This window comes from Croceitalea vernalis (assembly GCF_031846405.1).
GTDB lineage: Bacteria > Bacteroidota > Bacteroidia > Flavobacteriales > Flavobacteriaceae > Croceitalea > Croceitalea vernalis.
The window spans coordinates 84,112-107,881 of record NZ_JAVRHU010000005.1 but is presented as its reverse complement, the minus strand read 5'-3'; the positions used below and the strand labels follow the sequence as shown (position 1 = coordinate 107,881).

General features: G+C 34.1%; 21 protein-coding genes and 1 other RNA gene. 7 read left to right on the top strand and 15 right to left on the bottom strand.

What is annotated here, in order from left to right:
• Window positions 1-133: 133 nt before the first annotated feature.
• Complete coding sequence (locus tag RM520_RS14135; protein ID WP_311388433.1) at window positions 134-2,320, top strand: RecQ family ATP-dependent DNA helicase; 2,187 nt, start codon at window positions 134-136, stop codon at window positions 2,318-2,320.
• A 31-nt stretch (window positions 2,321-2,351) separates the two neighbouring features.
• Here RM520_RS14135 and RM520_RS14130 read toward each other — a convergent pair whose 3' ends face one another.
• From RM520_RS14130 to RM520_RS14120, 3 genes are read right to left on the bottom strand one after another with little or no spacing between them, the layout of a single operon-like run.
• Entirely contained in the window at window positions 2,352-2,663 is a 312-nt protein-coding gene (locus RM520_RS14130; RefSeq protein ID WP_311388432.1) for a CCC motif membrane protein, read from the bottom strand.
• Window positions 2,664-2,671: 8 nt separating this feature from the next.
• Window positions 2,672-3,010, bottom strand: coding sequence for a CCC motif membrane protein (locus RM520_RS14125; RefSeq protein ID WP_311386206.1), 339 nt, complete (start codon window positions 3,008-3,010; stop codon window positions 2,672-2,674).
• 12 nt (window positions 3,011-3,022) lie between these two features.
• Window positions 3,023-3,286, bottom strand: a complete 264-nt coding sequence (locus RM520_RS14120; RefSeq protein WP_311388475.1) for a DUF2752 domain-containing protein — start codon at window positions 3,284-3,286, stop codon at window positions 3,023-3,025.
• A gap of 132 nt (window positions 3,287-3,418) precedes the next feature.
• Between RM520_RS14120 and RM520_RS14115 the strand changes: the two genes are divergently transcribed.
• Entirely contained in the window at window positions 3,419-3,961 is a 543-nt protein-coding gene (locus RM520_RS14115) for a DUF8465 domain-containing protein (protein ID WP_311388431.1), read from the top strand.
• Here RM520_RS14115 and RM520_RS14110 read toward each other — a convergent pair.
• Entirely contained in the window at window positions 3,958-4,479 is a 522-nt protein-coding gene (locus RM520_RS14110; protein WP_311388430.1) for a hypothetical protein, read from the bottom strand. The genes RM520_RS14115 and RM520_RS14110 overlap by 4 nt on opposite strands.
• Window positions 4,480-4,592: 113 nt before the next feature.
• Here RM520_RS14110 and RM520_RS14105 point away from each other — a divergent pair, with 113 nt between their 5' ends.
• Window positions 4,593-5,741, top strand: a complete 1,149-nt coding sequence (locus RM520_RS14105) for a cysteine desulfurase family protein (protein WP_311388429.1) — start codon at window positions 4,593-4,595, stop codon at window positions 5,739-5,741.
• Between the two features lies 1 nt (window position 5,742).
• On the opposite strand, the gene RM520_RS14100 is transcribed toward RM520_RS14105, so the two are convergent.
• From RM520_RS14100 to RM520_RS14090, 3 genes are read right to left on the bottom strand one after another with little or no spacing between them, the layout of a single operon-like run.
• The gene (locus RM520_RS14100) at window positions 5,743-6,402 is read right to left on the bottom strand and encodes a hypothetical protein (RefSeq protein WP_311388428.1); all 660 of its coding nucleotides are present in this window, start codon (window positions 6,400-6,402) and stop codon (window positions 5,743-5,745) included.
• A gap of 2 nt (window positions 6,403-6,404) precedes the next feature.
• On the bottom strand, window positions 6,405-8,924 hold the full coding sequence (locus RM520_RS14095; protein ID WP_432264902.1) for a TonB-dependent receptor: 2,520 nt from the start codon (window positions 8,922-8,924) through the stop codon (window positions 6,405-6,407).
• The gene (locus RM520_RS14090) at window positions 8,878-10,569 is read right to left on the bottom strand and encodes a M23 family metallopeptidase (RefSeq protein WP_311388427.1); all 1,692 of its coding nucleotides are present in this window, start codon (window positions 10,567-10,569) and stop codon (window positions 8,878-8,880) included. Before RM520_RS14090 ends, RM520_RS14095 begins: the two co-directional genes overlap by 47 nt.
• A gap of 168 nt (window positions 10,570-10,737) precedes the next feature.
• Between RM520_RS14090 and RM520_RS14085 the strand changes: the two genes are divergently transcribed.
• From RM520_RS14085 to rny, 4 genes are all read left to right on the top strand, one after another.
• Window positions 10,738-11,028 carry a hypothetical protein gene (locus tag RM520_RS14085; RefSeq protein WP_311386200.1) on the top strand — a complete coding sequence of 97 codons (291 nt, stop codon included), beginning with the start codon at window positions 10,738-10,740 and terminating at the stop codon, window positions 11,026-11,028.
• 13 nt (window positions 11,029-11,041) lie between these two features.
• Window positions 11,042-11,335: a cell division protein ZapA gene (locus tag RM520_RS14080; RefSeq protein WP_311386199.1), complete on the top strand. Its 294-nt coding sequence runs from the start codon at window positions 11,042-11,044 to the stop codon at window positions 11,333-11,335.
• Window positions 11,336-11,387: 52 nt separating this feature from the next.
• Window positions 11,388-11,498, top strand: a non-coding RNA gene (ssrS, locus tag RM520_RS14075) — 6S RNA.
• A gap of 50 nt (window positions 11,499-11,548) precedes the next feature.
• Complete coding sequence (rny, locus tag RM520_RS14070) at window positions 11,549-13,120, top strand: ribonuclease Y (protein ID WP_311386198.1); 1,572 nt, start codon at window positions 11,549-11,551, stop codon at window positions 13,118-13,120.
• A 54-nt stretch (window positions 13,121-13,174) separates the two neighbouring features.
• Here rny and RM520_RS14065 read toward each other — a convergent pair whose 3' ends face one another.
• The 8 genes from RM520_RS14065 to RM520_RS14030 form a co-directional block, all read right to left on the bottom strand.
• The gene (locus RM520_RS14065; RefSeq protein WP_311388426.1) at window positions 13,175-15,202 is read right to left on the bottom strand and encodes a DUF349 domain-containing protein; all 2,028 of its coding nucleotides are present in this window, start codon (window positions 15,200-15,202) and stop codon (window positions 13,175-13,177) included.
• 124 nt (window positions 15,203-15,326) lie between these two features.
• On the bottom strand, window positions 15,327-16,076 hold the full coding sequence (locus RM520_RS14060; protein WP_311388425.1) for a shikimate dehydrogenase family protein: 750 nt from the start codon (window positions 16,074-16,076) through the stop codon (window positions 15,327-15,329).
• Complete coding sequence (locus tag RM520_RS14055) at window positions 16,030-17,067, bottom strand: DUF368 domain-containing protein (RefSeq protein ID WP_311388424.1); 1,038 nt, start codon at window positions 17,065-17,067, stop codon at window positions 16,030-16,032. Before RM520_RS14055 ends, RM520_RS14060 begins: the two co-directional genes overlap by 47 nt.
• An 18-nt stretch (window positions 17,068-17,085) precedes the next feature.
• A complete protein-coding gene (locus RM520_RS14050) occupies window positions 17,086-18,003 on the bottom strand; it encodes a polyprenyl-phosphate transporter (protein ID WP_311388423.1) in 918 nt (305 codons plus the stop codon).
• Window positions 18,004-18,025: 22 nt separating this feature from the next.
• Window positions 18,026-19,426 carry a tetratricopeptide repeat protein gene (locus RM520_RS14045; protein ID WP_311388422.1) on the bottom strand — a complete coding sequence of 467 codons (1,401 nt, stop codon included), beginning with the start codon at window positions 19,424-19,426 and terminating at the stop codon, window positions 18,026-18,028.
• An 87-nt stretch (window positions 19,427-19,513) separates the two neighbouring features.
• Window positions 19,514-20,707, bottom strand: coding sequence for an aspartate aminotransferase family protein (locus RM520_RS14040; protein WP_311388421.1), 1,194 nt, complete (start codon window positions 20,705-20,707; stop codon window positions 19,514-19,516).
• A gap of 18 nt (window positions 20,708-20,725) precedes the next feature.
• Window positions 20,726-22,426, bottom strand: coding sequence for an OstA-like protein (locus RM520_RS14035; protein ID WP_311388420.1), 1,701 nt, complete (start codon window positions 22,424-22,426; stop codon window positions 20,726-20,728).
• Window positions 22,427-22,498: 72 nt separating this feature from the next.
• Window positions 22,499-23,767: an adenylosuccinate synthase gene (locus tag RM520_RS14030; RefSeq protein WP_311388419.1), complete on the bottom strand. Its 1,269-nt coding sequence runs from the start codon at window positions 23,765-23,767 to the stop codon at window positions 22,499-22,501.
• Window positions 23,768-23,770: the final 3 nt, after the last annotated feature.

The following is a 23,770-nucleotide window of genomic DNA, read 5'->3' as shown; positions in this document are numbered from 1 at the left end:
TCGTAATTATTGATTATTTGATATAAAAAGGGTGCTATCATAAACACTAACACTGACCCTTTTCTTCAAAGAAAACGTATAGCACCGGTATATTAGTTTTATTAATGGAATACCAAAAATTGGTTCGACTGTAATGGATTTGCATGCTGCATTAAAAAAATACTTTGGGTTTACAAAATTCAAAGGGCTGCAAGAAGATGTCATCACAAACGTATTGGCTGGTAATGACGCTTTTGTTATTATGCCAACAGGTGGTGGTAAATCTCTTTGTTATCAATTGCCGGCTATTATGCAAGAGGGCACTGCGATAGTAGTTTCCCCTTTAATAGCCTTAATGAAAAATCAAGTAGATGCTATTCGTGGCGTCTCTTCGGAACATGGCATTGCTCATGTTTTAAATTCTTCTTTAAATAAAACAGAGGTTAAACAGGTGATGGAAGATATTACCAATGGAGTAACAAAATTGTTATATGTAGCACCTGAGTCATTAACTAAGGAAGATTATATTAATTTTTTACAAACCGTAAAGCTTTCTTTTGTTGCTGTTGATGAGGCTCATTGTATTTCTGAATGGGGTCATGATTTTAGACCAGAGTACCGGAATTTAAAAAGTATTATTGGTAGACTAGATGATAATATTCCCATTATTGGATTGACCGCTACGGCTACGCCAAAAGTACAAGAAGATATTATCAAGAATTTAGGTATGAGTGATGCCAAGGTTTTCAAAGCATCTTTCAATAGACCTAATCTTTTCTATGAAGTACGTCCTAAGACCATTAATGTTGATGCAGATATCATTCGTTTTGTCAAACAAAACCAAGGAAAATCTGGTATTATATATTGTTTAAGTAGAAAACGAGTTGAAGAACTTGCGCAAGTTCTTCAAGTTAATGGTGTAAGTGCTGTTCCTTATCATGCTGGGTTTGATGCAAAGACTAGATCAAAATATCAAGATATGTTCTTGATGGAAGATGTTGATGTTGTGGTTGCTACTATTGCATTTGGAATGGGTATAGACAAGCCTGATGTACGTTTTGTTGTACATCATGATATTCCTAAAAGTATCGAAAGTTATTACCAAGAAACGGGTCGAGCCGGCCGGGATGGGGGAGAAGGTCATTGTTTAGCTTATTACTCATACAAGGATGTTGAAAAACTTGAAAAGTTTATGTCAGGGAAACCTGTGGCTGAACAAGAAGTTGGTAATGCACTCTTGCAAGAAATTGTAGCCTATGCCGAAACCTCAATGTCTAGAAGAAAATTTATTCTTCATTATTTTGGGGAAGAGTTTGATGCAGTAAAAGGCGAAGGCGCGGAGATGGATGATAATGCAAAAAATCCCAAACCTAAAGAAGAGGCTAAAGAAGATGTCGTTAAACTCTTGAAAGTAGTTAAAGGGACCATGGAGAAGTTCAAAACTAAAGAGATTGTAAAAGCTTTAGTTGGTCAAACCAATGCCTTGATTACCTCACACAAAACAAATGAAAAAGACTTTTTTGGTATTGGTGATGATAAAGAAGAACCATTTTGGATGGCTTTAACTAGACAAGTTCTAGTCGCTGGTCTCTTAAAAAAAGAGATTGAACAATATGGTGTGTTACATGTTACAAAAATGGGTCATGCATATATAGATAGCCCTAAGTCTTTTATGATGACAAAAGATCATGTCTACAGTCCAGAGAATGATGATGCTATAGTCACGGCTGCAAAATCTGCTGGTGGCGTAGCGGATGAAAAATTACTTAGACTACTCAAAGATTTAAGAAAGAAGGAATCTAAAAAGAATGATGTACCGCCATTTGTCGTTTTTCAGGATCCATCTTTAGATGATATGTCTTTGAAGTATCCTATCTCTATGGAAGAGCTATTAAATATTCATGGAGTTGGAGAGGGTAAGGCTAAAAAGTATGGAAAGCCTTTCATAGCGTTAATTAATAGCTATGTAGAAGAACATGATATTGTTCGCCCTGATGATTTAGTAGTTAAAAGTACTGGTGCTAATTCTGCTCTAAAATTATACATAATTCAAAATGTAGATAGAAAGTTGCCTTTAGAAGACATCGCTGCTGCTAAAGGTTTAGAAATACCGCAATTAATTAAAGAAATGGAGCAAATTGTCTTTAGTGGTACCAAGCTTAATTTAGCCTATTGGGTAGATGAACTTTTAGACGAAGATCAACAAGAAGAGATTCATGACTATTTCTTGGAAGCAGAATCAGATTCAATTGATGAAGCAGTTTCTGAGTTTGACGGTGAATATGAAGAAGATGATCTTAGAATTTACCGCTTAAAGTTTATGAGCGAAGTTGCAAATTAAAAAAGGACTGACGTTAAAAATCAGCCCTTTTTTAGAAATTATTAAATTCTCCATTTGAAGCTATAATTGCAATTATTGCGCCAAAATAAATTATTACAAATACTAAATAAATTAAGGCAATAGCGAGACCTATATATGAAAGAATTCTTCCTGTTTTAACGTTACTAAAATCATTATAATGTTCTGGCTGTTCTAAATATAATTTTTCAGCCGATTTTGCTTTTACTAATCCGATAATCGCGAAAACAATTCCGAATGGACCGCAGCACAATACTGTGCCCACTATGGAAATAATTCCCATGGTGAGCACTGTACTTGCTCCTGGTAAAGGTTGTTGATTCATACTAATATTTATTGTTCACCATATTGCTCCATGGCTTGGCCATAAGCTTCTTTAAATTCTTCTATAAATTGACCTAAACCACCCGCATTGAAAATAATATAAATCCATCGTATAATCATAAGTACGCTCAATGCCAAGGCAATTATATTAATAATCTTTGCCGTCTTAATCTGGCTAAAATTATCATATTCTTCTGGCGCTCCTTTGAAAAGCTTTTCAGATTTTAATGCTAATTTTAACCCTATTCCAGAAGAAATAGCCCCTAGAATACCGGTACAGCAGCATAAAAATCCAAAAATTCCGAGTACAATAGAAAGCACGCCATTAGGTAATTTTTTTTGTTCCATAATTGAAATTTGTTAGTGTATTAGTTTTATAAAAAAGTTGATTAATATTAATGCAACACTTGAAATACTTAGTCCCATTATCATTTGCGTAGCATACTTTAAGCCCAGGATTTTATTCAATAGGATAACACATCCAAGTGCAAGCAAAGGATAAATTGCGGGGTACATTTTAAAAGCCGCTATAAACTCACCATTAAGTAAAAGAAGAATTGATCTTTGCAAACCGCACCCTGGACAATCAATACCAAACAATTGTTTGCTAAAACATGGTAACATGTAATCTTTGATTGTTAAAAAATAAATAAGAGTAGCATTGATCATTAATTTCTATCTTAATCTAGCCCAAAATACTATTATTTTTGAATACCATTGATAACAAATATATTTTTTCGCTAAAAACTAAAAAGTATGTCGAAATTTAAAATAGGAGATAAAGTTGAGGTTTTAGATGAAGCTGCCAAAGGAATGGTGATTGCTATACAAACTGATATCATTACTATTGAAGATGAAGATGGTTTTAAATTAGATTTTACACCTAATCAACTACTACTTTTAGAAGGTGCTTTTGAAGTAAGTAGTTTTGAAGTTGCAGAAATCAAAACACAGAAAGAAGAAAAAGCACGAAAGAATTTTACGGTTGTTAAACCAAAGGAACGTTCAGCACCTAGAATGGAAGTTGATTTGCATATTCATCAACTAACAGCTTCAACTCGTGGAATGACTAACTTTGAAATGCTTAATCTTCAATTGGATACTGCAAAAAGACAATTAGAATTCGCTATGATAAAACGAATTCAAAAAGTAGTTTTTATTCATGGTGTTGGTGAAGGTGTTTTAAAAGAAGAATTGAAATATCTTTTTAATCGATATGAAAACATAAAACACTATGATGCTGAATACCAAAAGTATGGTTTAGGAGCAACGGAGGTATATATTTTTCAAAACAGTTAATTCGCAGGCACCGCAGTAGTCACTTCCCCAAACTCATTAATTGTCTGATCAGTAATTCTTTCACCAATACTGCTAACTAACGAAATTCCGCTAAGTTCAATAGTATGAGTGAATAAAGTTGAATCGGCATTCATTACTGTATTGATAATGACCATTCCATCTTCGGCTTCAATTTCTTCAATAACTGTTGGAGACACTGGTGGAAAATCATCGCAGAAATAGTCATCTGTTACGCTTTCAGAAAAAATACGATACGTAATTTGAGATTGACTTGGTATTAAACTTGTATCTTGTATAGTATCAGTTCCAATTTCGCCATTATTTAAAACTCCACTCTCTAAAGTCAAAATTAAAGCTTCATCATCATTTATCTTAAATAGTAGATTACTTGAAGTTGCAATAGGGTCATCACAAAAATCAATATCAACACTATCAAAATCTAAAGTTTCGATTTGCAAGTCTCCATCGTCACAAGAAATTAATGTGAGTAGACATCCTAAAAAAAGAGCTCTTTTCATGAATTCAAATTTACATGAATTCCTGTTGAATATCCTATTTGGTCCAACTGAATTTGGAAGAAATTAACTTAATAATACCTATTTTTACCAAATTCAAAAATGATGTAATAGTAATGCAAAAGGTATACTTAGACAACGCCGCAACAACCCAGGTCCGTGATGAGGTAATCACAAAAATGCAACAGGCCTTGGGTGAATTTTATGGCAATCCTTCCTCTACTCATAGTTTTGGACGTTCTGCCAAAACGGCTATTGAAAAAGCAAGAAAGACTATTGCAAAGTATTTGAATGCTCACCCTGCTGAAATAATTTTTACTTCTGGTGGAACCGAAGCTGATAATATGATTTTGCGTTGCGCAGTTCGTGATTTAGGTGTAAAAACAATAATTACTTCTAAGATTGAGCATCATGCAGTTTTGCATACTGCCCAAGAATTGGAAAAAGAATATGGTATAACATTGCTTTTTGTTGATTTAGATGAATCAGGGAACCCTGATATTACCCATCTAAAAAAACTGTTAGGTCATAATGATTCAAAAAAGCTGGTAAGTTTAATGCATGTAAATAATGAGTTGGGTAACATCATTGATGTAAACCTAATTGCTCAGTTATGCAAAGATACTGGTGCGTTGTTTCATTCTGATACTGTGCAGTCTGTTGGTCATTTTAAATGGGATTTGGCAGAAAACCCTATTGATTTTTTAACCGCAGCTGCTCATAAGTTTCATGGTCCAAAGGGAATAGGTTTTGCCTTTGTTAGAAGAAATTCTGGTTTAAAGCCTTTAATTGTAGGTGGTTCTCAAGAACGTGGTTTTAGAGCGGGTACAGAGCCTTTTCATAACATCGTTGGCTTAGAAGAAGCTTTTATAGCTTCTTACGAGAATTTAGATGTAGAAAAGAAGTTTGTAACAGACCTTAAAAAGTATTTCGTTGAGAAAATTAAAAATGAAATACCTGAAGTAGAATTCAATGGTCTTTCAGGAGATTTGGATAAAAGCACCTACACTTTGACTAATGTTCGTTTACCATTTGATACTCAAAAATCATTGATGTTACTTTTTCATTTAGATTTAAAAGGTATAGCTTGTTCTAAAGGGAGTGCTTGCCAGTCAGGTAGTGCAAAAGGATCTCATGTTCTTTCTGAAATCTTAAGTGATGAAGAATTGTCTAAGCCCTCATTGAGGTTCTCATTTTCTAAATACAACACTAAAGAGGAACTTGATTACACGATTCAGGTATTAAAAGAATTTGCTGAAAATTAGATTAACCTCTTTTTTTCTTCTTTTTCTTTTCCTTATCATAGGGAAACTTTTTTGAAGCAAGTTTCATCATTTTATCAATAAGCTCCGAGGTATTTTTGCCGGTCTTTTTGTTGATTTGCTTTTCATACTTCCAAAGAAGTTTACCTGATGTGCCATCACTTATTTTAATACCTATTCTGCCGTAATCTGAACTACCATTGAAATAATCTAAAAAGTTGAAGTCTGTAGGAACGCCTTTAGATAATAAAATGTTCAAATCAAGATTTCCACTTATTATTCCATCTACGTTCAAAATTTCTGAAAGCTGTTTAACGGTATAAATATCAATATTCTCGTAGGTAATATTATTTTGTGCTAAAAGAGCGTTTGTGTCATCAATATTTTGAAATTCAACATTGAATTTTTTTCTCTTTTTTCTTTTAGAGAAATAAGTTTCTAAAGCGTCTTGAACGGCATTTCCTTCTCGTTTTGCTAGTTGCTTTAACTCGTCTTTAGAAATTTTTTGCTCAAGCTCTAGTTTTGCTAGAAATGGAATAATTGCTAAAATTTCATGGTCCTGACTCAGTTCATCAAAACGATTGCTTTCATAAATATTTTTTTGGGCATGCATTATCAAGCCACTTAGAACAAAAAGTACGAAAACCAGTTTTTTTAAAATCATATTTAAAACCTTGAACTCAATTTAATATTTAAGATGCGAGAGGTCAAAAAATTTGGTATTGCAAATTGTTGTTGCGTATCAACATCTCTTACCCATGTATTAGTTATTGAATTTTGATTATTGAATAAATTGAAAATTTCAAAACCAACATTCAACTCTTTAAACTTATGCAGCCAATGACCTTTAGGGTGCCTATTAGTTCTATCTGCAAAAATATATGAAATTCCAAGATCAGCACGTCTGTAATCTCTTAATCTATTCTGAAATTCATAGGGATCTTCATTATTTGGTGAACCTCCTGGCACGCCGGTATTGTATACTAGGTTTAGATATAACTTTAAATTAGGGATAGTGGGCATATAATCTTGGAATAAAAGCCCAAATTTTAATCGTTGGTCAGTAGGTCTTGAAATGTAACCTCGATTATCTATGTTTTCTTCCGTTCTTAAATAGCCCAAACTTACCCAAGATTCAGCACCTGGCACAAAAGCACCATTGAGTCTAAAATCAAATCCATAGGCAAAAGCTTTAGCATTGTTATTTGCGCTGTAACGCACACGCACATCTTCGATAGTATAGGTGTTTACATCATTCAACTTTTTGTAATAGGCCTCGCTTACCAGTTTAAAAGGTCTATTCCATAAATTAAAGCTGTATTCATTACCTAAAACAAGATGAATTGATTTCTGAGCTTTTACCTGAGCATTTATATTACCATTTAGGTCTCGTAGTTCTCGATAAAAAGGAGGTTGTTGATAACTGCCAATTGCAAAACGGAAGAGCATGTCTTTTTCCCAATCTGGTTTGATGCCGAATTGTACTCTAGGACTAACTAAAAATTGAACATTACTTTCAATATTTTCACCACTTAATCTCCAGTATTGCGCCCTTATACCTAGGTTATAATAAATATTGTTATTTCCTATTTTTGTTCGGTTATCAAATTGAGTGTAAGCAGATACTCTATTAGTTTTTATAAAATTGGTAGCTCGAACACTTTCAAATGGGATGATATCTTCTTCAAATGGTTCCTCAGGTTGATTGTTAATGAGATTAGCATTAGGTGGTCGAATAAAGAATCCAGCGGAATCAATAAATTCTGATTCTCGAAGCTGATCTCTAAAATCTTCATGTGCGAATTTAATTCCCCATTCTAATGATTTTGATTCCTTTTTGATAACACCTTTATGGGCAAGATTGAAAATAAGGGCGTCTAGTTGATTTCTTGCTCTATTTTGTTGGGCTCCAATTCCTCTAGAATCAATGATATCACCTAAATTTTCACTTCCTAAATTGGTGTCTACTGACCCCAATTCATAGGTGGCAATGATATCTGAAAACTCTTCTTCAGTTGTATGATATAAAGAACTTATGAATTCTAGTTTAGTGATATCATTTAAAAAGTAATCTGCTTTGATGGCCCCTAGGGCCGTTTGATATTTGTTCTTTTCTTGTCCCTCATAAAAAACTAACAAAGCTCTAGGCTCAGCAATAGTTCCAAAATTAGTTTGTCTATTTAATGGTTCATTTTGATAATCATTAACCGAAAGATTACCTAAAAAGTTAATCCTAAACTTACTTGATAGGCGATAAGTCAGATATGTTTGAGCATCAATAAAAGTGGGATTTACATTGGTTTGCGTTTGCTGACTATTGATAAAGAGTGCGTTGTTTCTATAACGTATACCGGTAATGCTCGAAAAATTACTATTCTTGGATGCCGTTTCAAGAGTTAACCCACCACCTAAGAGGCTAGCTTCTGCTTGCAGTGCGAAAGAGTTCGGAATTTTATAAGTAATGTCAAGTACTGAAGATAATTTGTCTCCGTATTTTGATTGAAAACCACCAGCAGAAAATTCTAAATTTTCAATCATACTGCTATTGATGAAACTAAAACCTTCTTGTTGAGCTGAACGCACTAAAAAAGGACGGTAGACTTCAATACCGTTCACATAAACTAAATTTTCATCAAAATTTCCCCCTCGGACATTATATTGAGTACTAAGTTCATTACTAAATGATACACCAGGGAGTAATTTAAGAAGATTTTCTGCTCCAGCATTAGCACCAGGAATTCGTCTTATAAGTTCAGGAGAAACGGTTATAATACCCGTGATGCTCTTTTTTCCGGTTGGAGAAACTTCGACCCCGGCTATTTGAATTGCTCCAACTTTCATTACAGGATTGAACTCAAAAGTTTCATTCGTGTTTAGAATTATATCTTCTAAAACAATGTTATTATGACCAATATGTGAGAAAGTGATTGTATTCTTGGTGTCAGCTGTAATTTGCAGTAAATACGTTCCGTCACTTTTTGTAGTAGTTCCTGAGGTTTTAGAACTGATGTTAACATTCTCAAGGGGTAGGTTTTTTTCATCTAAAACGATTCCAGTTATAGAAGCAGTTTGCGAAAACATGGTGAAAACACCAAAGAAAAGCAAGACATAAAACAATGGTTTTGCTTTGTTCAAAATATTATTTTCTAAAGAAGGTCTGTTCAAAGGTAGTCGAATTACCAACATTATCGGTAACTACGATTTTAAGATCACATTGCGTTTCATTTTCAATTTTATCATCAAAATTATAGGTGATTGTATTGGTTTTAGGTTCATATTCCATCAAAACCCAGTTACCATTAATGGTCGCAGAATAAGTATTTATCCCACTTAAATCATCTGTAATTTTTAGGCTTAGGTACCTGTAATTGCTCAACCATTCTTTAGGTTTGAAGTTTTTTGGTCTTATTTTGGGGGCAACAGTGTCTTTGGCCATAGTGTAAGAACCCAATGTTTTTGTTCTTGTTGTAAAAGTATTTCCTCGTCTATATGTTTTATTATGCCGTAAATTTCCTTTGTCATCAATTCTAGCGATGAACAACCGTTTATGTTCTTCTTTTGGAAATTTATCAGTATCAAAAGTGATTGTAAAATTACGATGCACAGCAACTGTATTATTATGAATAGTGACTGTATCTACTCCTTTTTCTAAATCAATAAAAAAATCTTTGTAAAATGTACTTGGAGGAAAATAGACTTTGGCCGCATCTAGATCATAACTATTAGGTTTATTCGCTAGAATATAATTATCTGTTTTAAGAATCTTCTTTTCTCTTTTTAAACTTTCTTTCTTGCCTTCTACTGGAATTACAACAGTAATGGTATTATTCATGATATCAGCAATTTCAAGAACAACCTTATAATCGAATCCCTCTTGAACTAAAATTTTTCCATCAAGATATAAAGACTCATAAATATTGAGTTTATTGGTTTCATCTTTGAAGCATTTCTGAATACGTTGTTTGAACTTTCCAAAATGGGCATAATCAATTAAAGTGTTTATATAACGAGTTTCTCCAAATGAGAAGGTTTCAAATTTATATTTAGAGTGTACTTTTCCATTCACAGTCTGTTTGACAGAGTAAACACCATTCTTGTTTTCAGCCATATCTTGACGGTCAAAACCATTGAAACCAAAACCAATTGTGCCTAGCGCCGTAACTTTATCTGCTAAAAATGTACCATCACTTTGTTTTGTGAAATTAAGCTGAATCTTATTAGCGTTTTGGTTTATTTGAGCATCTTCTGAAAGCGGATAACCGAACAAGCCTACCAAAGTTGGATTGGTTGCATCTCTGACTTCATAGCCATAAAAAAGTGGATTTGTAGGTTTTTCTGTTACACTACTACGTATTTCAAAATGTAAATGTGGTCCAGATGAACCCCCGGTGTTACCGGAGTAGGCAATCACAGCTTCTTTTTTCACTTCTAGTTCTCCATAATCTGGAAAAACCTCAACTTGATAAGATTTTTTGCGGTATTGCTCTTTCTTAATATAAGCTTCTATTTCTGGACTAAACTTTTGAAGATGTGCATAAACTGAAGTGTATCCATTCGGGTGAGCTACATATATTGCTTTTCCATAGCCCCAATGAGAAATTTTGATTCTAGTAACTGTGCCATCGGCAATACTATAGACAGGAAGACCTTGACGTCTTTGAGTTTTGATATCAATACCAGCATGAAAATGATTTGAACGTAATTCGCCAAAAGTTCCTGCCAAAACAATAGGAATATCCAGAGGATTGGCAAATACGTTTTTAGGGTATTTATCTTGTGAATGAACTATTGTTAGGGCAATAAAGAACACGCTAAAAAGGGGTAAACGCATAGTAGAAAAGAAATTTCTACTAAAGTAGGAAATAGTGTTCAATCTTTAAAAAAGGAAATTTCTACCCTTAGATTACCTCACTTAAATGACCATAACATTAAATGATAAAAGTATTGCTAGGTTGACTAAGGTTGGTTAACTTTGTGAGATACGCATTGCGATTTGCACATGGGCGAACTGGTTGAAATTGTTGATTCTTTAGAAAATAAGGTAAGTAAACTTTTGCACAAGCTTGAGTTACTTCAGCAGTCAAATATTAAACTTCAAGAGGAGTTGATAGCTGCCAAAGAGAAAAAACAAAAGACTGAAAGTGCTATGGTGGATTGGGAAGAAAAATATAATTCCTTGAAACTCGCAAGTTCAATGTTAGGCAGTAACACAAATAAAACAGAAGCAAAGCTCAAAATAAATACACTAATTAGAGAGTTGGACAGTTGTATTGCCCAATTAGCAGAATAGTGAACTATAGCATATGGAGGAAAAGCTCAAAATCAAGCTTTCTATAGCAGACAGGGTCTATCCTTTAACGATTGATCCTAAGCAAGAAGAAGGGTTGCGAAAAGCCGCTAAGAATATTGACCACTTAGCGAAGAAATTTGAGCAAAACTATGCAGTACGTGATAAGCAAGATGTTCTTGCGATGTGCGCATTGCAGTTTGCCTCTAAAATTGAGCAAAGCGGAATTAACGAATCTGAGAATACAAAAACGGCAAAAGAGCGATTGATTGCACTTGACGATTTAATTCACAGCAAACTAGGGTCATAATAAGTTCTTTAAAATAATTTTACTGCCCACATCGGTATTTACTTTTTGACAAACTCAACGTTATTACATTTTAAAAAGGGTGAGTTTAAGTTGTAAAAGCAGGCCCTACTCGTATAGGGATTCTTGAGCAGCTTGTTAGCCCTAAACCTGTTATTAGGAGTTTGTACAAAACTTCATGCCATGTGGGCTTTTTTTTTAACCAAACGTAACACAATGGATAGTACCACAATAATTATCATAGCAGCATTAGTTGGACTAGTAATTGGCTTTATTATTGCCAAAGTATTAGAGAAAGGAAAAGCTGCAAAAACCATTACTAATGCCAAAAAAGAGGCATCTAGTATAATTAGACAAGCTAAAAAAGAAGGAGAGAATATAAAGAAGGATAAAATTTTTCAAGCAAAAGAGAAGTTTTTAGAATTAAAAGCTGAGCATGAAAAAGTTATTATTAATAAAGACAAGAAAATAGCCGAAGCTGAAAAGCGCACTAGAGATAAAGAGTCACAGATTAGTAGCGAGCTCGCTAAAGGAAAAAGACTTAAGGAACAATTAGATACACAAATCAAGGAAGTTAATTACAAAGGGGAAATTCTAGATAAGAAACAAGCCGAGGTAGAAAAACTTCATAAAAGTCAAGTACAACAACTCGAAGTAATATCTGGATTATCAGCTGATGATGCAAAAAGCCAGTTGATGGAGTCTTTAAAGGCAACCGCAAAGACTGATGCAATGGCTTATCTTCAAACAACTTTAGAAGAAGCCAAACTTACAGCTCAACAAGAGGCTCGTAAAATTGTAATTAATACGATACAACGTATTGGTACAGAAGAAGCTGTTGAAAATTGTGTTTCCGTTTTCAATTTAGAATCAGATGATGTTAAAGGTAGGATCATTGGTCGTGAAGGTCGAAACATTCGAGCAATTGAAGCGGCCACAGGAGTTGAGATTATAGTTGATGATACTCCAGAAGCAATTATACTTTCATGTTTTGATTCTGTCAGAAGAGAAGTCGCAAGATTATCATTACACCGTTTAGTAACCGATGGCCGCATACACCCGGCACGAATCGAAGAGATAGTAAAGAAAACTGAAAAGCAGATTAACGAGGAGATAGTTGAAATAGGAAAACGAACAGTTATTGATTTAGGTATTCATGGGTTACACCCAGAATTGATAAAAGCTGTTGGTAGAATGAAGTACCGCTCTTCATACGGTCAAAATTTATTACAACACTCGCGTGAAGTGGCTAAGCTATGTGGTGTGATGGCTGCAGAATTAGGTATAAACCCGAAACTAGCAAAAAGAGCTGGATTACTTCATGATATTGGTAAAGTGCCAAATACAGAGGTTGAGGTAGAAACTCCACATGCTATATTAGGTATGCAATGGGCAGAAAAGTTTGGAGAGAAGAAAGATGTTTGTAATGCTATTGGTGCGCACCACGATGAAATTGAAATGACAACATTAATATCGCCTATTGTTCAAGTCTGTGATGCTATTAGCGGTGCGAGGCCTGGTGCAAGACGTCAAGTTTTGGATTCTTATATTCAACGTTTAAAAGATTTAGAAGACGTTGCTTTCGGGTTCAATGGAGTTCAAAAGGCCTATGCAATTCAGGCGGGTCGCGAACTTAGGGTAATTGTTGAGAGTGAAAAAGTAAATGATGATAAAGCTGCTGAACTATCGTTTGAAATATCTCAGAAAATACAGACTGACATGACCTATCCAGGTCAGGTTAAAGTTACCGTGATTCGTGAGACAAGAGCGGTGAATGTGGCCAAATAAAATTCAATCAATATAATAGATAGAGTAGTTCGAATCTTTAAAAAAGAGTTTGAACTACTCTTCCTCCGAATTATCTTTTTCAGCTTCAGCCTCTTTATTGAGGTTATTTTCCATGATGTTAAGGTTCTTTAGTTTTGCTTTCCAACTTTCTAAAGAATCTTTGTGTCTGTTGATGTTTTTAATAACATCTTTTACTAATGGATTATCCTCTGAAGCATTCGAGAAGAACTGTAGATTATTTTCTAATTGACGAATTTCACTTTTACTTTCGTCTATTTTACGACGAATAAATGTTCTTTCGTTATTGATTGCATAATCATTATCAGAATTAGCAAGTTGTTTTATCTTATCACCATATCTAAGTAGTTCAGACTCTTGTTTTGAGATATCGAGTTTCTTAAAAAGAGCATCAATAATTTTATTGAATTTACCGTTAATATGTTTTTTGTTATAAGGAAGACGGCCATAGGTTTTCCACTCTGATATAAATTCTTTGATGGAAGCTAAATCTTTTTTCTTGTCACCTGAAAGTTGAAAAACTTTCAATCGGTCTAAGCAGGCATTCTTTTTTTCAAAATTGGCAAACTCTTCTTTTTGTGCTTCGTTCTTTTCTGAATGTAATTTATTAAAATAGTGGTTACAGGCATCTTTAAACTCGTTCCAGATTTTATCTGAATATTTTCTAGGTACATGACCTATTTTCTTCCACTCACTCTGAATACGTTTAAATTCTGGGGTTGCTGTCGTTTGGTCATCACTATCTTTTAACGCTATGGCTAATTTGAGTAATGCACGTTTTTTCTCAAGATTGTCGTGTTGTTCTTTCTTTAAACCTTTGTAAAAGCCATTCTTTCCGCGATTGAAAGCTCTAACAGCACCTTTAAAAGCCGACCAGGTTGCCTCATTTACCTTTTGAGGAACTTTACCAGCTTTAAAGAAAGATTCTCTTAGTGCCTCTACCTCTTTAATTTGATTTTGAATTCCTTTATGGTTATTTGAAACTTTTTCCGCGATACTATTTATAGCTTCAATAATTTCATTCTTTTTAACCAAGTTCTCTTCATAAGAAGCCTCTAACTCGTTAAAGTAATCTTGTCTTCTTGCATGAATAGCTTTAGTAGCATTACTAAAACGTTCCCAAATTTCTTCTCGTTTTTCTTTCGCTACTGGTCCGATATCTTCTTTCCAAACCTTATGCAAGGTTTGAAGTTCTCTAAAAGCTTTGCCGAGGTCTGGTTCGTTTTGAAGACCTTCCGCCCGTTCAACCAATTTCAGTTTCTCATCTAGATTGTGTTTAAAATCTAAATCACGTAGTTCTCGATTTAAATGGAGGAAGTCATAAAAAATCTCGATATGATGGTGGTAGGTGCGCCATACATCATTATAATTATTTCTAGGAACAGGTCCGGCGTTTCGCCATTGTTCCTGAATAGTTTTAAAGTTTTTATAGGTAGTATTAATGTCTTCTTCAACATTAACTAGTCCCTTCAATTCTTCAATAATTTGAAGACGATTTTCAAGATTTTGTTTTAAACTTTTTTCAAGGTTTTTATAGTACTGATTTCGTTTTTCACGAAACTCTCCATAAACTTCGTTGAATTGTCTTTTAGTAACGGAATTATATCTAAAATCGATTTCGTTACCGCCATTAGTGACAAACTCTTCCTTTTTTTGTTCTAAAAATTCTTGGAACTTAAGGTCAAACTCATGCTTGATATCATTAACATGTTTATTTATAGCTTGTACCTTCTCGTTCTTTACCAAACGTTGCAACTCGCCTACTAAGTTCTCCATGGACATGGAATGGTAGTCTAGAACAGGAATTTGATGACGCTTTTCATTTTCCGAATCTTCAGCATCCTCAGCGTTTTCTTGATCAATTTCTTCTAATACCTCATCGTTTTTTACCTCTATAGGCTTTTCTTCAAGGGCATGAGTAGTTGATGATTCAATACCATCTTCAGTAGTAATATCTTTCGCCACTGTATTTTCATTTACAGTGTTTTCGGTATTCTCAGTTTCAGGGGTCGCCTGTTTTTCTTCACCTGCGGTATCTTGCAGTTTGTTTTCTTTTTCGTCCATCACGAGTATTCTTTAAAGTTTTAGATTGATGGCATTTATGAGTAAGTTACTAACTATACCCTGCATTGTCAAAGATAATCTTTATTCTTTTGATGGTGTTTCAACTGGGTTTGGAGTATTGGAATTACAAATTCCAGATTTCCCAGGCTTTTTCTGCCTGTAATTCAAGCATTTTATAACCATTTTGGATTGTAGCTCCTTTTTGTTCGCCCTCTTTTAAAAATGCGGTTTTACTAGGATTGTAAATAAGGTCAAATAATAAATGATTTGATGTTAACAAGTGATAAGGTATATTGGGCTTTTCTTTAATATTTGGATGGGTCCCAACTGGACTGCAATTCACTATAATTTTATATTCATTACAAACAGATTCATCCAAGTCGTTATAATTAAACTGTGTTCGGGAAGGGTTTCTTGAGACATAAATATAGTCTATACCGATGGTGTCAAAAACATAAGCAATGGCCTTGGAAGCTCCGCCCGTACCAAGTATTAATGCTTTTTTATGATGCTTTCTGATATTTGGCGTTATTGATTTTTTAAAGCCGTAGGCATCAGTATTAAAACCTTTTAATCCGTTTTTGGTAAATTTAATAGTATTGACGGCTCCAATAGTTTTAGCTTCTTGATCTAAATCATCTAAATAAGGAATTACCTGCTCCTTATAAGGTATGGTAACGTTGAGGCCTTTTATATTTTTTTGATTTGGTAATTCTTTGAAATTTGATATGTTGGGTAAATCAAAGTTTTCATATGAACAATTTGATAAGCCAAGCTTATCGAACTTTTCTGAAAAATAACCTTGTGAAAAGGAATAGGAAATGTCTTTACCTACTAGTCCGAACCTGTTCTCTTTCTTTTCTGTTTTTTCCATACCAATCTAAACTCAACAATACGAAGATGCCAAAAATAATGAAGAAAATAGCACCCCACGTTTCCATTGATGAAACATTTGGCCAATATCGCTCGTAGTTCAAAATTATCTTATCTCCATTAGAGTCTAATAGGGTGGCACCGAATTCATTGGTTTTAAAAATCGTTTTTTTCCAGGGCCAGATAACACCTAAAGATCCCGTTATAAATCCAATAATTACGGATGTTGTTATACGCTTGTAATGCTTTAAAACATAGCCTAATAAATGCGATAAAGTTACCAGGCCAGTTGCGGAGCCTAAGGTAAAAACACCTAATATGGTTAAAATTCGAATACGTACCTCATTTCTATAAAAACTAAAATCACCGTTTAATAACTCAGCAAAAGTATCATATAAGCCGTTTACAGAATCTACTAATAAAAGCACATAATTACCTAAAAGGATTAGGATGAATGAACCTGATAAACCAGGTAGAGTCATACCTGAAACGCTTATCATACCGCAGAAAAATATAAAAATTAGATTATCGTTTTCTTTTGCTGGACTTAAAAAACTTATTGAAATACCGACAATCAAACCAATCAAACCAGTGAAAATTGTTTTTTTATTCCAATGCTGGTAATCCTTTGATATATAGTAAATGGAACCTAATACCATACCGAAAAAGGCTGCCCAAACAAAAAGTTCTTTTTTCTCTAAAAAATAATCTAACAGACGAGATATACTGAAATAGCTGATAAGCATACCAGTAATCAGAAGCACTAGAAAAGTACCATTTATGTATTGATAAAAGCTTTTAAATCTAGCATTAATAAGTAATCTAAAAGCCTTAGCATTGATTTTTTGAAGGGAGTAAATAAATTCTTCATAAAAGCCACCAACAAATGCAACAATACCTCCAGAAACTCCTGGAACTTTATTGGCTGCACCCATAAAGAGTCCTTTAATGACCAAAAATATTTTATCTGTAAATTTCCTTGGTTGAAGCATAGAATATGTTGGCTTCTTCTATTTTTTGGAAGCCACTCTTTCAAGGATAAAAATAAGGGAAAAACCTAGCACCGCTAGCATAATGGCTAGCATTAATTGAGGCTCACCCTCAAAGGAAAGTGGAGAAACACTATTTTCTTTTATTGGAATGATTTTATCATCAAAAACCTTTGTTTCTAAAACTTCTTTCCATGGCCATATTTTATTTAGTGAACCAAGAATAAATCCGGTCAAAATCGCTAATGTAGTGTTCTTATAGTTTTTAAACATCCATTTTAAAAGACGAGCAAAACTCAAAAGACCAAAAATTGCTCCAATAGCTACTGTGGTGACCATTTTGATATCGCGTTCATGAACGGCGTCTAAAATAGTTTTATATGACCCCAATAGCACCAAAATGAAGGCTCCAGAAATTCCAGGAAGTATCATTGCACATACTGCTAAAGCACCTGATAGAAATAGAAAAGGTAGACTATTGACATTTTCATTTGGAGGTAATGTGGTTATAAAGTAAGCAACGGCAGTGCCTATCAGTAGGGCTATAACAGCAATTGCATTCCATCTTTTAATCTCTTTACCTACTAAAAAAATACTTGCAGTTACTAAACCAAAAAAGAATGACCAAAGTAGAATCGGTTCATTTTCAAGCAACCAACTTAAAAATTTGGCAAGAGAAAAGAGGCTGATGAAAATACCAGTAAAAAGTGCTAATAAAAAATTCCCATTTAACTGTTTCCACGCTGTTTTAAATCCTTCTTTTTTTAGGGTTTTAAAGAGTTCTAAGTTGATGTTATTGATTGAAGAAATCAATTCTTCATAAATTCCTGAGATAAATGCTATAGTTCCACCAGATACGCCAGGTACAACATCAGCGGCACCCATTGCTATACCCTTCAACGTAATAAATACGTAGTCTATTAAATTACGACCTGCCATAATGTTTAAGTAACTGTGAGAATTAAGTTGACGCCTTTTTGTTCTTTGAGAAAATATCCTTTACCCATTTTACATTAATAAATTCGGGGAATTTCTTTTTAAAGAAAACAGCTTTTTCTGAATTTAATTGTAGGGCAATACCTAATTTCTCTTTCGCCAAGTCTATTTGATTGGTTTTTAGATACAAACCAGAAAGTAGATAACACATTTCGGCGTTATCAGGGTAAAACTCCAATCCTTGTATCAAAACCTGAACTGCAGAATGAAAATCGTTTAGTTTTTGTAGTGCAGCACTCCACTCTTGCCAAGTATCTATTTCGTAATTTCCTAAATCAACGGCTTGTTTAAAAGCAAAGTCCGCCTCGTCCAAATTATTTAGTGCAACAAAGATTTTAGCGCTTTTTTTCCAATAAAGTGCATTTTCACCATCAATATTGATAGCTTTATTGATATATCGCTGCGCCTTAGAAAATTCTTTCTTTTTTGTATAAAACTCAGTAATCGCCAACCAACCCTTATCTAAAAGAGGGTCTTCGTGAACTGTGTTGTAGTAATAATATTTAGCTAAATCATCATTACCTAACCTTTCATGACATCTTCCAATTCTTAAATAAGCATGAGAAGTAGGGTCATCAATACTAATTGTTGTTTGATAACTCTCAATGGCTTCATTGTACTTGCCCAATCGTTCTAAAACACGCCCTTTTTCAAAATAGGCACCAAGGAATGATTCATCTGAAATTATAGCAAAATCGAAAGCTGCAAGTGCTTCTAGAAACATCTCTTTGGTGAAATACATTTTGCCTAATTGATGCCATGCAACTTCGCAATATGGGTTTCTTTCTAAATAGTCATTTAAATAAACAATAGCCCCATCAAAATCTTCTAAAAATTCGAAGCAATAGATAACATTATATAAGGATGAATAATCACTTTCATCATATTGTAAGCATTTAACAAAGTTGTCTTTTGCTTTTTCAAAATCATCTAAGAATAAATATTCCATACCTAATAAGGAATAGATATCAAAGCTTTCGTCTGAAATTAGCAATGCTTTATGGAGCATATTAATTGCCCCCTGGTGGTCATCTTGTTTAGATAAAATATTAGCCCTTTGAATAAAAATCTCATCGTTTTTATTGTCGATAGTTTGTAATTCATCAAGTAATTGCTCGGCTTTTTCAAAATTATCTTCAAAAACAAGTACTTCAACACGAAGTAATTTTATTTCAGAAGAATGAGGATGTTGTTGTAAACCAATTTGAATAGCTTTTTTACCTAAAGCAATTTTACCAATATTGAGATAGTGGTGAATAATACTTTCGAAGTCGTCTGCATCAAAGAAGTAGACGTCATCAGTTTTTAGCATTGACTCAAACTTGAGAATTGAGTCATCATTATTTTCGTTAGGTCTTAACGCCATATAAACGTATCGTGTTTTGCTATGGACTTAAAATTAGCCTTTATCTAGTCTAATTTGAGTCCTTGATTTGGGTATGTTATCAACAAATTAGTTAACAGTTGTTGATTGATATCCATTTAAAATTTTGATTATTTGCTCGCATCCTTGTCTAATCTCCTCATTAGAAATAGTCAAGGGTGGCGATATTCGAACGGCTTTGGGTTCAAACAATAACCAGAACAAAATAAGTTTTTTCTTGGCCGCAGACAAAACTAAATAGTTAACAATTTCAGTAGTTTCCAACATCAATGCTAGCATTAAACCCTTGCCTCTAATTTTTTTAATTGATGGATGAATTAGTAGACTTCTGAATAGTTTTTCTTTTTCGAGAGTTTCTTTAATATGCTGTTCTTTTAATAGAACTTTTAATGTGGCTAAACATGCTGCAGCTATTACAGGGTTTCCACCAAAGGTTGTAATGTGGCCCAGTTTTGGCTTATCTTTTAAACAAGCCATCATTTGATTTGAAGCTATAAATGCGCCAACAGGCAGCCCAGATGCCATCCCTTTTCCAATAACCAAAATGTCGGGCGCAATATCATAGTGTTCAAAAGCAAATAGTTTCCCTGTTCTTCCAAAACCGGGTTGTATTTCATCTAGAATGAGTAAGGCGCCAACTTCATCGCAGCGTTGACGAATCTTTTGAAGGTAGTCATTATTGGGGGTAATAAAACCTGCACCACCCTGAATTGTCTCTAAAATGACCGCGGCGGTTTCTTTATTTATTTTGGAAATATCATTTTCATTATTAAAATTGATGAAACTAATATCTGGAATCAATGGACGGAAGGCTTTTTTTCTTTCTTCAAACCCCATTACACTCAAACTACCCATTGTGCTACCATGGTAAGCATGTTCAGCTGAAATTATTTGAGAACGGCCGGTCACACGGCGAGCTAATTTTAGTGCTCCCTCGATGGCTTCTGTTCCTGAATTTACCAAATAAGTAGTATCTAACTTTGCTGGTAATAGAGAGGCTAAAAGCTTGGTGTATTCTACAGTAGGCTTTTGCACGTATTCTCCGTAAACCATTACATGCATGTATTTTTGAAGTTGTTCTTCGATTGCTTTTATAACAGCTGGGTGACAGTGTCCAAGACTACAAGCTGAAACACCTGCAACAAAATCCAAATGGGCGTTACCATCAATGTCGTAAATATAGCTTCCTTTTGCATGAGATATTTCTAATGCTAAAGGGTGTGGTGTAGTTTGTGCTTGATATTTGAAGAAATCTTCCTTCATTTAGACCCTCCTAAATTATTAGTTACTATTCGTTCTTTTAAGTACTGGTTTTTTGTTTGTTATAGCTTTTGAATTTGGTTTTTGAACTTTAGGAGGAGTGGATATTGGAATACCATTTCTTTCTTGCTCTTCGGCATCAATATCAATAGGATTGTCAATACCTCTTATCTTAACTAATTGAATATTATTATCGTCTTCGTCAAAGATTTCTTCTTTTGAATAGATTCTTTCGTCACCTCGCCAAATAAACCCCTTTAACTTACGACCTTCTTCTGGTAAATCTTCTTCAGGAAATATATTACCATCAGGATTTACAAAAAAAGTAATGTCTTCAATATCGCTATTGGCCATCTCTAAACGAATCTTGCTACATATAGTTTTATCAATTCCAATGAGTTCATTATCATCATTATAGAGGTAATAAACGACTTCCGTATTTCTAACTAAATCAATTATTTTTAGCTCATTCTCTATGAATTTCCCATACAGATTTACGCCTTTAGCTTGATTGTAACCAACCTTACCGATAGTGTCTAAAGCAATTATAAAGGCATTTTCAATCACCTTTAAAGAATCTAATTTTTCTGTTTCTAAATCTGAAATAAGGTAAATACTATCACCAGTCATTTGATTATCAACGTTCCAAAGTATCGGTTCAGTAATTAATTTTGTGATTCCTGTTTTTTCCGAAGAGTGTATAGAATCACATTTTCCACTTAAATCTGTCTTATAAAATTTTGCATTTCTGAATGCACGTAATCTTCTATCCTCTGGAGGGCCAGTGACCATTAAAGTATCACCATGAATATAGAGTGAATCTTGCTGAACTAGACTAATTGCTACAGCTCTTTTTGTTGCAAAAAGAGAATCTTTTTCTTTGAATACTTCTGCGTAATGAGCCCTGATAACACCATCATTTATGGTGTCAGTAACTTTAATGTTGTTAGTAGCCGAGGCGAAAGAAGTAGTTTTATCAAAATAAACGCTGTCACCTTCTATAATTCGGTTGCTATAGTTAATGGTTGTGTTTTTAACTCCGTAACCCTGTTCAATTTTTGTGTCGTAAAATCCTCTTTCGCAGTATATAGTATATTCTTCGCCAATAATAGTAGAAGGGCCATACATGTATGCATTTTTGGAAACCCTATAATAATCAAGTTGTTCCGAATCTATTGTATATTCCGGGTTGTCAATATGAACATTATTACGAAACTGAACCTTTTTAAGTTCCATAAAATAGGTCCCTATAATACTCGTTAAGGTGTTCGCCGAATCAACAACTTTACCACCAGATTTATAAAATGATTCTTGTTTTTCTCTATTGAAATAAAGGGTATCTGTGGTCAAAATCATTTGACCATCGGTTAAATCAACGTTTTGCCAAGCTCTTGCAATTTTGGTATTACCATCATAGTCTAATTTGCCACTATTCATCTCGATGGAATCTCCCTGTTGCAAACGGACATTCCCAATAGCTCTTAATTTATTTTCGGCGGAATAAAAGATGGCAATATCACACCATAAATCGGCTCCTTGATGCTCAAATTGAACTTGACGGTCGTTGTCTTTGCTAAAAATGGAAGCGCCAGGTGCTGAAGCCTCATCTTTAGTAAAATTAGCTCCATATACAATATTGATTTGTTTGCCCTCTTTGGTTTCCTCTTGTGCGTGAACAACCAAAATAGTTGAAATAAAGACGAAAAATAATATTCTTTTCAAATCGCCGAGTTTTGCTCAAAAGTATGATTTTTGATGCAACTTGTTAGTTTGATTTAGAAAGGTTTGGGAAACTTATCGATGAATAGTTTGCGTTCTATCTGGCCCTACCGAAACTATTTTAATAGGTACATTCAGTTCTTTTTCAAGAAAATTAATATACTCGTTCAAAGTCTCTGGAAATTCAGATTCTGAAGTTAGTTTGGTTAAATCCTTATCCCATCCTTTCATTTCTTTATAAATCGGAGTTATATTTTCTGCTTCTATATTATACGGTAAATGAGAAATCGTTTCTCCTTTATATTTATAACCGGTGCAAACCTTTAACTTTTTAAAACCGCTTAATACATCGCCTTTCATCATCATCAATTCTGTTACACCATTGATTTGAACAGCATATTTTAAAGCTACCAAATCAAGCCAACCACAACGTCTTGGACGACCAGTGGTGGCACCAAACTCATTACCAACACGCCCCATGGTTTCACCATCTTCATCAAACAATTCTGTAGGAAAAGGGCCGCTACCAACACGTGTAGTATAAGCCTTAAAAATACCTAATACACGACCTATTTTATTTGGAGCAACACCAAGACCTGTGCAGGCCCCAGCGGCAGTAGTGTTAGATGAAGTAACAAAAGGATAAGTACCAAAATCAATATCTAAAAGTGAACCTTGAGCTCCTTCAGCTAAAATTTTCTTTCCTTCATTCATCGCCGAGAAAATAAATTCTTCACTGTCGATGAATTTTAATTTTCTTAGCTCCTTTATTCCTTCTAAAAATTCAGCTTCAAGTTCCTTTAAATCATACTGAATATCTACGTTGTAAAAACCTATCATTGCTTCGTGCTTATCAGCTAAGGTTCTATATTTTTCTTCCCAATTTTCAAATTCCAAATCGCCAACACGCATACCATTACGTCCGGTTTTATCCATGTAGGTAGGTCCAATCCCTTTTAGTGTTGAACCAATTTTGGCTTTCCCTTTGGAAGCCTCTGACGCAGCATCAAGTAAACGATGCGTTGGAAGAATTAAGTGCGCTTTTCTTGAAATAAAAAGTTTTGAAACAATATCAATATCAAACTTCTTAAGATTGTCAAGCTCTTTTTTGAATATAACAGGGTCTATTACAACTCCATTACCCACAACATTCAATGCATTTTTATGAAAAATACCTGAAGGTATAGTGTGTAATACATGTTTGATACCATCAAACTCTAAAGTATGTCCGGCATTTGGTCCTCCTTGAAATCTCGCGATAATATCGTAATCCGTGGTAAGAACATCAACTATTTTTCCTTTTCCTTCGTCTCCCCATTGGAGTCCAAGCAATAAATCTACCATGAA